This window comes from Filimonas zeae, assembly GCF_014641615.1.
GTDB lineage: Bacteria > Bacteroidota > Bacteroidia > Chitinophagales > Chitinophagaceae > Filimonas > Filimonas zeae.
Genome location: NZ_BMIB01000006.1, coordinates 385,867 through 400,286, shown reverse-complemented (window position 1 = coordinate 400,286; position 14,420 = coordinate 385,867). Strand labels below are relative to the sequence as shown.

General features: G+C 43.4%; 11 protein-coding genes. 8 read left to right on the top strand and 3 right to left on the bottom strand.

The features are described from left to right. Positions 1–128 precede the first annotated feature (128 nt). From IEY13_RS27870 to IEY13_RS27855, 4 genes are all read left to right on the top strand, one after another. Complete coding sequence (locus IEY13_RS27870; RefSeq protein ID WP_188958690.1) at positions 129–1,340, top strand: phage tail-like protein; 1,212 nt, start codon at positions 129–131, stop codon at positions 1,338–1,340. Between the two features lie 72 nt (positions 1,341–1,412). Then, positions 1,413–3,881 (top strand): beta strand repeat-containing protein, encoded by a 2,469-nt coding sequence (locus IEY13_RS27865; protein WP_188958688.1) that lies wholly within the window; start codon positions 1,413–1,415, stop codon positions 3,879–3,881. Next, positions 3,881–5,482 carry a T9SS type A sorting domain-containing protein gene (locus tag IEY13_RS27860; RefSeq protein WP_188958687.1) on the top strand — a complete coding sequence of 534 codons (1,602 nt, stop codon included), beginning with the start codon at positions 3,881–3,883 and terminating at the stop codon, positions 5,480–5,482. The genes IEY13_RS27865 and IEY13_RS27860 overlap by 1 nt, the downstream gene beginning before the upstream one ends. A gap of 84 nt (positions 5,483–5,566) precedes the next feature. Next, positions 5,567–6,403 (top strand): hypothetical protein, encoded by an 837-nt coding sequence (locus IEY13_RS27855; protein WP_188958685.1) that lies wholly within the window; start codon positions 5,567–5,569, stop codon positions 6,401–6,403. Here IEY13_RS27855 and nadA read toward each other — a convergent pair. Further along, positions 6,392–7,405 carry a quinolinate synthase NadA gene (nadA, locus tag IEY13_RS27850; protein WP_188958683.1) on the bottom strand — a complete coding sequence of 338 codons (1,014 nt, stop codon included), beginning with the start codon at positions 7,403–7,405 and terminating at the stop codon, positions 6,392–6,394. The genes IEY13_RS27855 and nadA overlap by 12 nt on opposite strands. 496 nt (positions 7,406–7,901) lie before the next feature. Here nadA and IEY13_RS27845 point away from each other — a divergent pair, with 496 nt between their 5' ends. After that, a complete protein-coding gene (locus IEY13_RS27845) occupies positions 7,902–10,007 on the top strand; it encodes a peptidylprolyl isomerase (RefSeq protein ID WP_188958681.1) in 2,106 nt (701 codons plus the stop codon). Positions 10,008–10,169: 162 nt separating this feature from the next. Then, the gene (locus IEY13_RS27840; protein ID WP_188958679.1) at positions 10,170–10,676 is read left to right on the top strand and encodes a DUF2480 family protein; all 507 of its coding nucleotides are present in this window, start codon (positions 10,170–10,172) and stop codon (positions 10,674–10,676) included. Positions 10,677–10,683: 7 nt separating this feature from the next. On the opposite strand, the gene corA is transcribed toward IEY13_RS27840, so the two are convergent. Next, positions 10,684–11,772, bottom strand: coding sequence for a magnesium/cobalt transporter CorA (corA, locus tag IEY13_RS27835; RefSeq protein WP_188958677.1), 1,089 nt, complete (start codon positions 11,770–11,772; stop codon positions 10,684–10,686). Positions 11,773–11,908: 136 nt separating this feature from the next. Here corA and IEY13_RS27830 point away from each other — a divergent pair, with 136 nt between their 5' ends. After that, complete coding sequence (locus IEY13_RS27830) at positions 11,909–12,823, top strand: OmpA/MotB family protein (protein ID WP_188958676.1); 915 nt, start codon at positions 11,909–11,911, stop codon at positions 12,821–12,823. Between the two features lie 107 nt (positions 12,824–12,930). Further along, the gene (locus tag IEY13_RS27825; protein ID WP_188958674.1) at positions 12,931–13,398 is read left to right on the top strand and encodes an META domain-containing protein; all 468 of its coding nucleotides are present in this window, start codon (positions 12,931–12,933) and stop codon (positions 13,396–13,398) included. A 33-nt stretch (positions 13,399–13,431) separates the two neighbouring features. Here the strand turns inward: IEY13_RS27825 and IEY13_RS27820 are convergent, their stop codons facing one another. Beyond that, entirely contained in the window at positions 13,432–14,364 is a 933-nt protein-coding gene (locus tag IEY13_RS27820; RefSeq protein ID WP_188958672.1) for an EamA family transporter, read from the bottom strand. Between the last annotated feature and the right edge of the window lie 56 nt (positions 14,365–14,420).

Here is a 14,420-nt window from a genome sequence, read left to right as displayed (position 1 = left end):
GTTCATTTTATTCAGACCTCTGGGAAACATGTTATACATTCTAATTTTATAATACGACACTTGATCCAGTACTATGTGAAAACCTTTGAAATCCATTATCCGATTGACTGTGTTTAATCTTAGATCAAATGATACAACTACACACATTAATCGGCTTTCTCAGAAAGACAGGTATATTTCTGTTCTTTCTTTTCGCAGCAGTGCTGACCACAAAAGCACAGGTTAAAATTGGTAACAATCCTACCAATATCAACCGATCTGCTATTCTGGAACTGGAAAGCACCCGTCAGGGCTTTCTGTTACCCAGACTATCGGATACTACCGGTATTAACGGATTAACACCACCGGATGGTATGATGATATATCTGGAACCCGGAGCAGGAAATGGCAGAGGCCTTTATATCAGAAAATCTGGTTACTGGCAACGTATTACTACAGACTCCAGTGCCAGCAGAGCTTGGACTGTAGATGGAAACATCATTGATACCGCAGCCAAGTTCGGAAGCTTAAATGCTCAGGATGTAAGACTGATTGCCAACAGCATTGACAAAATCAGAATTAAAGCAACCGGTGCAACCACCTTCTACGACAGCGTGCATATTGCCAGCCGTTTAGAAGTTCGTGATTCCATTACCACACAAATGGTGAAAGCGCTGGACTCTGCTTATCTGCAGGATGCCCGTATCGGGGATAGTCTTTATCTGACTACCAATCTGCTCAAAACAGCATTCAATGATGTATTGGTGATTAACCCTACCACCGGTGCTGTATCGAGAAGAACACTTGACACTGCTGCATTCAAAGGATTAACTATCGGAAACTTTGCCAATACCGATAATGCGCAGGGGCTTCAACGGAAAACAGGTGCGCCTGATGCACCCGATACGTTGATACTTCATGCAGCCAGCTTTGCCGCGCCTGGTGGTGTATCAAATACCAAACAAGGCTTCTCTGGTACCAAGGTATTCCGTGATTCACTGTTGATTGGTGATACTACTACAGCTGGCGGAACACCTAACTCTACTGTCCAGATACGTGGTAGTGTATCTTACAACATCCGTACTGTAACAGGCAGCACTACACTTAGTATTACTGATTATACTTTGCTTGTAAATCCAACAGGTGCCGGAACCAGTACTATTACTTTACCAGATCCTGCCGGACTTTCAGGAAGGGTGTACATTATTAAAAAAGTAGGTGGTTCTGATATAGATGCTGTGGTAGCCATAAGCGGCCCCTTTGAAGGAGCTACTGCCAGCAGCACCTATAGCATTTATAACTCAGGTACTTTTGTTAAACTACAAACTGACGGTACATCCTGGTATGTTATAGAAAGATAAGTGCATAATCCTTCATAGAACATTTGTTTCCCGTACCCATTTTTCTTTATCGCAAATGCGGAAGACCAGATTATGCTATTACCTGACCTCAACAAGACCGTATTATTGATTGCAGCCTTTTTAGTTTCTCTCTCCGGCAGTGCACAGATTAAGATAGGAACCTCTCCTACTGTTTTGGAAAAGTCTGCGCTGCTGGAACTAAACGGGAACAGGCAAGGACTTTTGTTGCCCAGACTAACCGACACTACAATCATTAATACACTTACGCCGCCTGACGGAATGCTGATTTACTTTCAGCCCACCAACAGCGGCAGAGGATTGTATCTGCGTAAATCAGGATACTGGCAAAGGATAACTACCGACTCCGTTTTAGCTGCAAGCTTAAACTCCTGGAACCTTACCGGCAACAACGGATTAACCGGAACAGAAAAACTGGGTCCATTGAACGCGGTTGGGCTAAACCTGATAACAGCGAATACCAATCGACTTACTATTGATGCTACAGGAAATATTTCATTGCTGGGTAATACTACAGCTGGTGGAACTTTTAGTTTAAACCCTGCTACTACAGCAACTGATGTAACAGCTTTGTTACTCAACAGTGGCAACACTGTTGTTAAAAGAAATCTGAATGCAGTTGCGTTTACTGGCGCTATACAAAGTATAAATAGTCTTACAGCATCCGCACAAACCCTTCAAACTACGGCAACCCCCGGAAGTCTGGGGTTTATCAGCTCAGGCAGTACACATACACTCAGTATTCCGGATGCTGATGCTTCTAACCGGGGATTTGTAAATACACTGGCACAAACATTTGCAGGAAATAAAACCTTTGGTAATAATCTGACAGTATCTGGTATTACAACTTTGTCACCCCTACTCAACACAGCCGATACCAGTTTTCTGATGATTAATGCCAGTAACCAGGTTACCAGAAGAAACTTCAGTTCTTTTCCCGGCATACAAAACCTGAATGGCTTAACCGGCAGTACACAATCCTTTGCCACCAGTGGTAACCAAACTGCTTTTGCATTCAGCAGCAGCGGTACTACTCATACCCTGAATATTCCGGATGCTGATGGCACCTTACGGGGTTTTGTAAACACCGGAACCCAAACATTTGCAGGAAATAAAACCTACAGCGGAAATATCGCCGTAAATGGCACTACAACGCTCTCTTCTGCCCTCAGCAATACAGACACCAGCTTTTTAATGGTAAACGCCAGCAATGTGGTTGTAAAGCGCAATTTGAGCACACTTCCCCTGGGCATACAAAGCATAAACAGCTTAACTGCCCCTGCACAGACACTTGCCACCAATGCTACGGCAGGTACACTGGGTTTTAACAGCACCGGTTCCACACATACCCTTACACTTCCTGATGCCAGTATAAGTGCAAGAGGATTTGTAAACACAGCTGCACAATCGTTCGCAGGCAATAAAACATTTACTAATAACCTTACTGTATCTGGTGTTACTGCACTTACACCTGCATTGAATACCAGCGATACCACCTTTCTGATGATCAACGCCAGCAACCAGGTTACTTCAAGAAACTTCAGTTCATTTGCAGGTATCCATGCTTTAAACGGATTAACTGCACCCGTTCAAACATTTGCAACGTCATTTTCCCAGGCCCCCCTTGCTTTCAACAGTCTGGGAACTGTCCACACCCTAAACTTTCCTGACGCAGATGCCACATATCGTGGCCTGGTAAATATTGGTACACAATCTTTCAGCGGAAATAAAACGTTCGCTAATAACTTAACGGTTAGCGGAACTACCACGCTGGCGGGTGCAAACAGTGCAACTGACACCATTTTTCTGATGACGAATCTTACGAATAGCCAGGTAGAAAGAAGAAACATCACCAGCCTTCCCTTTATCCAAAGTATTAATACACTTACCGCTCCGTTGCAAACAATCAATACTTCCAACACTCCGGGCCCATTAGCTTTTACCAGCAGTAGTAGTACACATACCCTTGCCATACCTGATGCCGATGCCAGCACAAGAGGTTTTGTTAATACAGGCACACAAACCATCGCAGGCGCAAAAACACTAAACAGTACATTAATTGTTAATAACACGGGCGCAACCGGAAGTAGTGGATTAACACTACCCAAGCTAACAAGCGCCACGGCAGAAACCAGTGGTGCCAGATCAATTGGTGTGGATGCCAGCGGAGTGGTAGTACGAACTCCTACAGCCCCTACCTATTATAATTCTGCAGGAGCAACTACTATCACCAAAGTATGGATTGGACAGCTTACAACCCCAAATTCACCATCAAATACGGGTGTAGTAAGTTTTAACATCACAAGCGCAGGATTTACCTCATTAGCGAATGTTCAAGTCAGCGTTCAGAAAAATGCAGCCACTGCCGCACAAATTCCTTACGCTTCTGTTACAACCTCAAGCACATCATCAGTAACAGTTGCAATAATAAAGGGCACTACTAATCTCCTAGGACTCAGTAGTACAACTGTTTTAGATACAGATGCAAGTATAACTGTTTACCTAAGAGTGGAGGGAAACTGATGCTGAAGGCAGTTATCCCCATATTGCTTTCTCTTTTCTTCTCTGAAACAATCAATGCTCAGAGTGCCGCCGATATCTACATACCAAACAAAAGTATAGTCGGCTTCTTCCCTGGTGATAGCACAGCTTTCTTCGGAAATGTTAAAGTAGACGGTACGCTCCTACTGAACACCAAAAGCTTTATCTATTTCCTCGGTAACAACTGGACAAACAGCAACTCTTATAATATCATAGATGAATCACTGGGCGGAAGCAGTGCACCGGGTGGAACAGTTCGTTTCTCACAGTTAAGCACAGCTCCCAATACTCAACAACAGATTTATGGCGCCTATACTGCAGCCACCAAAACAGGCACCTATTTTCCGAATATGGAAATTGACAATCCTGCGGGTGTATATATTTCAGACAGCAGCGATGTTGCTATCAGAAATACGTTGCGCTTTCTGCGCGGGCATATGTTAATCAACAGATCCAATATTGTGGTAGGCTCAACTTCACAACGTGGTAATATTACCGGCTTTGATCAGAGAAAATTTATTGTCACCGGTGGCGGGCTGTTTGGTGGATTTCTTTACCGTATGCAGGTTTTACCCAACGAACCAGACAGTACTGTTTTTCCCATTGGAAGTTCCACAGGCTTTTACACACCGGTTTCGCTGTTCAGCCATGGCGAAGCGGATAACTACAGGGCACGGGTATTTCCAAAAGTATACGAACATGGTTTGTTTGGGCCTGACGTCAGCGATCAGACAACCAATAAAACCTGGATAGTAGCCAACGAACTGCCGGTATTCAACGCAAGCATCCGTTTTCAGCATATTATTGAAGAAGAAGGTACAGCCTTCCATGCGGCACGCTCCAATGCTTATGTCAGCCATCTGGTTTCCGGCAGGTGGGATACCACTGGTGTATACAGCAGGCCAAAATCACCCGGTACCATTACCACAGGGGCTCCCAGCAACAATTCGGGAATGCTTACGCGAACTATAAGGTTCGGACAACCAGACAGCTATCTTTTTGCTGAATTTGTAAAGTCCACCGGTGTGGATAACCCTGTGGGTTACGTACTATTTACGGCCAGACGCATCAGTCCTTTTCTTGCCTTGCTGAATTTAACTGTGGATAACGATAACAATGTAGCCTACTATGAAATTCAGAAAAGACGTTTGAATGTAAATGACTGGTCACCTGTGGATACCCTGCTACCTACCAACACACCTGGACGACATACCTATGCCTGGAATGACAATGATGTGTATTACCCTGATATTATTCAATACCGGATCCGCATTGTTCATCCTGATGGCACCTATACCTATACAGTTATCCGTAACATAGAGGGTATATCACAGGAGTTCTATGTACAGGTTTTCCCCAATCCGGGCTACGGGGAGTTCTATTTACGCATCGTAAACGCTCCTGATGTGGAATTCATGGCAGTTTATGATAATTACGGGCAATTCCTGATGCAGAAACGGGTAACCAGTCCGCTTACCAGCTTTAATCTGGGCAATTATCCACAGGGTACTTACCATGTGGTGCTGTACGGAAAGGCAAGGAGAAAGATATTCTCAGAAAAAGTAATCAAACTAAACAGATAGCACAAAATAGCGTTAAAAAAGCTGTGGATATCTGCGTTGGTTAAAAGCTTCGTAGTATTATTACAATTCACAAGCAGTAACGCATTGAAACCAAATTTCTACTCCAAACTGTTAGTTATACACATTCTGCTTACCCTTCCCCTGTTTTGTGCAGCACAACAAACATGGGATATACAGGGTACTGTGTTTGATTTTTTCAATAAGTCGCGTGTGGAAGCCGTAAATGTGTTTACCCGCTCCGGTTACCACGTTATGACGGATAGTATGGGCAGGTACTCCATCCCGGTAAAATCAGGGGATTCCATCTGGTTCAGTTACTTTACCAAATCCACTAAAAAGTTTCCTGTGGATAGCATTGTGAATAACACACAGTTTGATATTGGATTGCATATTGATGCGCGTACCCTTCCTGAGGTATTTGTGAAAAACAGAAACTACCGGGAAGATTCTATCCAGAACCGGAAAGACTACGCAAAGATTTTCAACTTTAAAAAGCCGGGTATTGGTATCAGCTCCAACCCACCTTCCACTTATACACCGGGAAGCATGACTGTAGGGCTGGATTTAACCGAGTTTATCAACATGTTCCGCTTCAGAAGAACCAAAAGGTTAATGGCACTACAAAACAGATTACTGCAGGATGAACAGGATAAATACATTACCCACCGCTTTACCAAACGTTTTGTACGGCAGTTAACAGGCCTTGATAGTACTAACCTAGATGAGTTTCTGTGGTACTATCGTCCTGACTACGATATTTTGTTGACAATGAATGACATGGAGCTGGGCTATTACATCCAGCTCTGTCACAAACAATATCTTGAATTGAAAAAACAGGGTATTCCGCTGTACCGCAAACAGTTTATGAACCGCTTCCGTAAACCAGACGGAACCGAACTGGAAACCATATTACCCTATTAAACCGGCAGCGCGGCTGATATCCAGCATGCGCTCAATCGGCTTTAACGATGCCAGACGTAGTTTTTCGTCCATCAATATCTCCGGCGTTTCATGTTCCATACACAGGTACAGCTTTTCCAGTGTATTCAGTTTCATGTGTGGACAATCGTTGCACGCACATGAATTATTCGGCGGTGCCGGTATAAGGGTTTTACCTGGTGCATCCTGCTGCATCTGGTGCAGTATTCCCGTTTCGGTAGCCACAATGTATTCCTGTGCATCATCCTTTACCACATACTTCAGCAACTGGGTGGTACTGCCTATAAAATCTGAAATACGGAGGATTGGTTCCTCACATTCCGGGTGGGCGATCAGTTTAGCCTTCGGATGACGCATTTTAAGCCTCATTATCTTCTCCAAACTGAAAATCTCATGAACCATACAGGCGCCGTTCCAGAGGACCATATTGCGCCCCGTTTTCTTGTTTAGATACCCTCCCAGGTTTTTGTCCGGTGCAAAAATGATCGGCTGATCTTCCGGAATGCTCTCAATAATCTTTTCTGCATTACCACTGGTACAGATAATATCGCTCAGAGCTTTGATTTCCGCTGTACAGTTGATGTAAGAAACCACCAGATGATCGGGGTACTTCTCTTTAAACCTTCTGAACAGTTCTGCCGGCGCGCTATCCGCCAGTGAACAGCCTGCTTTCAGATCCGGCAGCAGTACCTTTTTGTTCGGGTTTAATATTTTGGCCGTTTCCGCCATAAAATGCACACCGGCAAAAACAATAATGTCCGCATCTGTTTTGGCAGCCTGTTGCGCCAGGCCCAGGCTATCCCCAATATAATCTGCCACATCCTGAATATCCGGCTCCTGATAATAGTGCGCCAGCAGGATTGCGTTTTTTTCTTTTTTTAATTTTTCAATTTCCTGAAAGAGATCCAAACGGGGATCAACATCAATGTCCAGAAAACCTTTTTCATTCACTTGCGATCTTGCTTCAGAAATGTTGATATCCATTGTAATATTCTTTATTAATACATTATTTAAATAACCCACTACTACTATTACGGGTGTGTATATCGGGAAAACTTACTTATACACAGAGTACAAAGTTAATTAACGCGGCACTATCCACAGCTATCCACAATTAAATCACATTGAATTACTTAGACAGAGTAAGCATTTGGCGCCATTTTACACAATCGTGGAAAACGGAATCAACGGAAATGCACATTGCTATGTTAACAGGATATTAACTGTGAATTAACTGCGTGTAAAAAGTGAAAATCTGCTGAAGATTTCCGGAGCGCTCCAAATGGGGCCAGGTTATTCCACCCACGTCCACAACCCGGAATGTGAAAAGGTGGGGTTTTCCACAGGAAATGGTGGTTATCCCCAAAAAGCTGGGGAAAAGCCATTATTGGCTAAAATTTCTTATTTCTCAGGTTTGATTTCTTAATTCAATCGGTTTTCCTATATTTTTGCCACCTTCATTGTAAACCTTAAATTGAGTATGTCAGTTATTCAACGTATTCGTGACAAAGCGGCCTGGATTATTTTTGGTGCAATTGCTTTGGCATTGATCGCTTTTATTGTGCAGGATGCTTCTATTCGTCGCGGTAGCTTTTTCAGCAATACTTCCACTGTTGGTAAAGTAAACGGAGAAACAATAGATAGAAAGGAGTTTGAGGAGAAAATAGAACTGGTGAATCAGATGCAGGGTGGACAGGCACAGCGCAGCCAGTTAAATTCCAGCGTATGGAATTTTATGGTAGAGCAAACTGTTTTGCGCCAGCAGCTGGAAAAACTGGGTATTGTGGTACCTGCCAAAGAATTAAGCGATATTCTGTTCGACCCCACTTCTTCTCCTTTTGCCCGCGAGTTTACCGATCCGCAAACCGGTGTATTTGATGTGGATAAAGCCAAACAAGCTTTTGCCCAGCTGAAGAAGAACCGCAACAGCGAGCAGGTGAACAGCATTATGCAGATGTATATTGAGCCGGCTATTGACAGAGCAAAAGCTCAGAAATATCAGGCGCTGATTACCCAGGCGGTATATGTACCCAAGTGGCTGGCTGAAAAAACGAATACTGACAACAGCTCTATAGCCAATATATCTTATGTATATGTTCCTTACAGTTCTGTAAGCGACAGTACTGTTAAGGTAAGCGATGATGAGATTACTGCTTATGTGAATAAACACGCCAGTGAGTTTAAGCAGGACGAAGAAGCAAGAACTGTTTCTTATGTTACCTTCGACGCTTCTGCCAACGGCGAAGATTCTGCTGTAGTATTAAATAATGTAAACAGTTTAAAAGCTGAGTTTGCTGCTACTACCGATGCAAAATCATTTGTAGGTAAAAACGGAACTGAGTTACCTTACTTTGACGCTTATGTTACAAAAAGTAACATGAAGATGCCAAACGCAGATAGTATTATGGCGCTGGGTGATGGTCAGGTATTTGGCCCTTATCTGGATGGTAATAATTATGCTATTGCTAAAATGATCGGCCGTCGCGAACTGGCTGATTCTGTTAAAGTGCGTCATATATTAATTAAAGAAGCAGACCAGGGCCAACCTGTTCTGGCAGATAGCACAGCAAAAAACAGAATTGACAGCATTGTAAACGCTATTAAAGGTGGTGCCAGCTTTGCAGCATTGGTTACGCAATACTCTGATGATCCGGGAAGTAAAGCTACCGGTGGTGAATACACCTTCTCTTCTACCCAGTTTGCCAACCTGAGCAAAGAATTTGCAGAAGTTGCTTTTTATGGCAACACAGGTGACAAGAAAGTTGTGAAAGTAGAAAATGGTGCTTATAGCGGATACCATTATATAGAGGTATTAGAGCAGAAGAATAAGCAGATTGCTTATAAGGTAGCTTATCTGTCTAAAGCCATTTCTGCCAGCCCGGCAACTATTGGTGCTGCCAGCAATGCTGCACAACAGTTTGCTGCCGCCAGCAAAACAAAAGCTCAGTTTGATGAGAATGCCAGCAAAGCAGGTATTTTCCCAATGTCTTCTCCAGATATTAAAGCGAACGATTTCACAGTAATGGGCCTGGGCGAGAACAGACCATTTGTGAAGTGGGTATATGAAAATAATGTAGGAGACCTGTCTGAGCCGTTCGATTTTAACGGTAAATATGTGGTAGCTATGATTACCAGCGTAAGCAAAGCTGGCCTGGCATCTGCCCGTGTAGCCAGACCTATGGTAGAAGGTATTCTGAAAAACGAGAAAAAAGCAAAACAGATTATTACCAAATTTACCGGTAATACACTGGAAGCCTATGCACAAAGCACCGGAACCAGTATTCAGCGTGCAGACAGCCTGTCTTTCCAATCGCCATTTATTGCTGCAGTGGGTAGCGAACCTAAAGTAGTAGGTGCTGCTTTCAACAAAGCGTTACAGGGTAAGGCTTCAGAACCTATCGCTGGTAACACCGGTGTATTCTCTGTAAAAGGCGAAGGCATTTCTGCAAGACCATCATTTGGTGGTACTATTGATGATCAGCGTCGTGCTCAGGAAAACAGCATGCGTTCTCAGATTGGTTACAGCGCTATGAACGCTTTAAGAAAAGCAGCTACTATAAAGGACAACAGAGCTGATTTTTACTAAAATTTTTTTTCCGGCCCTTCGGGCCCTGTTGAAATAGAATATACAAAGCCGGTGTTTGCAAAAGCACCGGCTTTGTTATTTAGCATATGCGAATTTCGGATTGCGGAAAAATGATCACCGCGGCCGGAATGTTGATTAAATTTGTGGATAAACTGATAGGTTATGCAGGAAACTATTGTGAATAAAGTGGCGGAAAGCGGTTTAATTACCCTTGATCTGGAAATGTTTTACCCGAAAGGCGAGATAGTTACGTTTGATTTAAAGGATTTTCTGTTCATGGGGTTGATTCTGAAAGAAAAAGACTTCCGTGCAGCACTACTGGCGCAGGACTGGGAAGTGTACAGAGATAAATATGTGGCGGTGACCTGTAGCGCAGACGCCATTATACCCATGTGGGCTTACATGCTGGTGTCAAGCTATTTACAACCGGTGGCTAAAGACCTGGTAGTGGGTGATGAAAAAACTTTATTGAACACCCTGTTTGTAAAAACACTGGCCCATTTTAATGGGGAAGAATATCTGGATAAACGGGTGGTGGTAAAAGGATGTGGAGATACGCCTATTCCGGAAACTGCTTTTCTGGAAATTACCAACAAGCTGCGGCCTTTTGCCAAAAGCATTATGTATGGCGAGCCCTGCAGCACGGTTCCCGTTTACAAAAAGAAATAGGTGGTGGTTAAAACCACCCTCTTTTTCTGAATATCCGTACCATCCATAATGGTATAAAAAGCATCAGGCCTACTGCTATAAAAAAGCCGTATTTGTTGTGGATAGAAGGAATGCTATCGAAGTTCATCCCAAAAATGCCTCCGATAACGGTGGCAGGAGCCAGCAGGCAGGTTACAATGGCCATCACTTTCATTACCTCGTTCAGCTTCATGTTAGCCTTGTTCAGATACAGGTCCTGCATGCTCATCATCATATCGCGGTAGTTTTCTACCAGATCTGTTGCCTGCACAATATGGTCGTACACATCTTTAAAGTATTTGATGGTTCTCTCTTCCAGCAAATCACTGTCGCTTCTGATAAAACCGTTCACCAATTCGCGAACTGGTAGTACGTTTCGTTTTAATACAATCAGCTCTTTACGCATGTTGTTAATCCGTGCCAGCGAGCGGGCATTACCGGCGCGGATAATATCTTCTTCCAGCAACTCAATCTGCTCACTCAGGTTTTCCATCACTACAAAGTAGTGGTCAACAATCATATCCAGCAGCGAATAGCAGAGATAGTCTGCGCCGGATTGCCTTAGTTTACTGCCGTTTGCTTTTAATTTGTTGCGTAGCCCGTCAAACACATCACGGTCTGCATCATCCTGAAAAGAGATTACAAAATTTTTGCCCAGCACCATACTTATCTGTTCTGTTTCCACAGCACCAGCTTTATTCACATACAGCATGTTTAGCAGGCAAAACATCATGCCTTCCATTTCATCCATTTTGGGGCGCTGCCCAACGCTCAGTATATCTTCACCCAGCAGAAAATGAATATTAAACTGAAGACATATCTTTTCTACATCGGCTTTACGCAGGCCATCAATGTTTATCCAGGTAACGTTAGCGTTATTCACATAAGGAAAGCAGTCTTCCACTTTTGTGTAATTCTTTTCATGTATTTCTGTGGCGTTGTAATCAAATACCTGAATTTTTATTTCGCTGGCTTCTTCACGGGTGGGTATTACCGTAGGGTTGAAACTGAAGATTTCTTTGGTGCGTTTGGTGTTAAACACCGGGAAAATCATCTGAAGGTATTTTCTGGTTACCATACCGAATGTGTTAAGAGTATTGTATAAAGATGGCAAAAAAATGCTTAAAAAAGTGGTAAGGGCTTCTGTACTACTGTTTTAGAATTTTTGGCGCGGTTTTCGGATTACCTGATACATCGTTAAAATCTGAAACATTATGAAAAAACAAGTTTTTTTAACGGCAGCGGTGTCTTCTACACTCCTATTTGCCTGTGTAAGTCCTAAGAAATTGAGGGAAGCTGAATCAAGATATACTCAATTAAATGGTGCCTACCTGGAGTTACAAGGCAAGCTGCGTACCTGCGAGCAAAATGCTAAAGACTCTCTGGATGCTTTTAACCGGCGGAAAGCTTCTTATGAAAACCGCCTGAGTTCTTCTCAGGAGCAAAATGATTTCCTGAAACAGAACAATAGCCAGGTGTTGAACCAGCTGAAAGATCTTTCTGTGATTTCCGGCTCTCAGGCGGAAAGCATTAAAAAGTCGCTGGAAAACATTGGCGCCAAGGATGCCTATATCAAGGATCTGCAAGGCGCTATTGCCAGAAAAGATTCACTGAACATGGCGCTGGTAATGAACCTGAAAGGGGCTATCGGCAACATGGATGATAAGGATATTAACATTAAAGTGGATAAAGGGGTAGTGTATATTGATATCTCTGATAAACTGCTGTTCAAAAGCGGTAGTTACGATATTACCGACCGCGCTAAAGAAGTGTTAGGTAAAGTAGCTACGGTGTTGAACAATCAACCGAACATTGAATTTATGGTGGAAGGCCATACCGATAACGTGCGTTTTGCCCGTGGTGTGTTACTGGACAACTGGGATTTGAGTGTGAAACGTGCCACTTCCGTAGTACGCATATTGCAGGATCAGTATAACATTCCGCCTGCACGTATGACGGCCGCTGGTCGCGCCGAGTTTGTACCTGTAGCGGATAATGGCACCGCAGAAGGTAAAGCTGCTAACCGCCGTACCCGTATTGTAATTCTGCCTCAGCTGGATCAGTTCTTCAAACTGCTGGAAAATCCACAGCAGAATGGTGGACAACCAGTACCAGCTCCACAGAAATAACACTGAATTAATTGATATACAGCCGGTTGCTATTACAGTAACCGGCTTTTTCATTGTTGGAACCCCTACCCCGGCATTATAATTGTTTATGATGCATAAACAGGTGTATGAAAACAAAACTTATTTCAGGTGTATGTATGGCAATGAGCTTTGCTTTTGTAGTGGCCTGCCATTCCTCTTCCCGGTCAAACACAGATGCTGCTATCAGTACCGCACCGGTTGATACTTCACTGGGAGGCCAATGGTATTTACAACCGCAGCTGCCATCTGATACCGGCGCAGGTAAAATACCGCAGATTATTTTCAGTGCTACTGAGGATAAGTTTACCGGCAACACAGGTTGTAACCAGATGACAGGTATGTTTACCCGTAAAGGCGACAGCCTGCGTTTTGATGAAAGAATTATTTCTACCCGTATGGCCTGTATGGGGTATAACGAAAAAGCGTTTATAGATAACCTGCTTCGCACCAACCGTTTTGAAATTAAAAATGGTGTGCTGATGCTGATGGAAAACGAAACCATTTTGTCTAAATGGGTTCGTAAGCTGGAAGATCAGCCTATTAAAAAAGCATAGGATACAGTAAAGCCCGCTTACAGAAAACAGTGTTTACGCTTTTCCGGAAGCGGGTTTACGATATTTATTCAGATTGATAAGTAACAGACTGAGTAAAATAACTACCAATCCCGCCACCTGCAAACCGCTCATGGTTTCATTGGCAAAGAGTACTCCCAGTATTACCGCTACTACCGGATTTACATATGCGTGTGTACTTACCTGTGTAGCAGTTCTCACCTGCAGCAGCCATACATAGGCACTAAAACCTGCCAGTGAACCAAAAACGATCAGGTAGCCCAGCGACAGCCATGCTTTTACCGGCACTGTTTCAGGATGAAAGTTTTTAACATCACCAATGATTACACTAAAAAGTAAACAGAACACTGATGCGGCTATCATTTGCCAGGCAGTGGTTACCATAACAGGGCCTGAACCATAGTATTTTGAATAGAGTGAACCGCCGGCCCAACTTAATGAAGTAACCACCAGGCCTGCCATACAAAGCATTTCAGTAGTACTGCCGGAGAAAGATGCTGATTGCAATCTTTCTGCAAACAGTAGTATTACACCAATAATACCCACTGCCAGGCCTGCCAATGTAGAGGCACTGGTAAAATTGGTTTTCCACATCGGCTTATCCAGCAGCACAAAAGAAATGGGTGTGGCAGATAAGAATATTGCTACCAACGAGCTGGGTAGTGTTTTTTCAATCATGCCCACACTTCCGTTGGAAATAAACAATAATAGTATGCCACTGATAGCAGCTGCTTTTATCTGTGGCCAGCTGATAAGCGGAAGCTTTTTAATGGCGCACCAGCCCAGCAATAACAAACCGGCTACCAAAAACCGGATGCCTGCCATAAGATACGGGGGTATATGCTCAACGCCCAGGGCGATAAAAAAATAAGTAGAACCCCATACCAGGTATACAGTGGCAAAAGCTACCATTACCAGCATGGGCGATACGTTTTTCTGGTTTTCCATGAAGTGATTACGAAGTTTTCTCAGTGATATTGAACAACGAACTTACTAAGATCGGC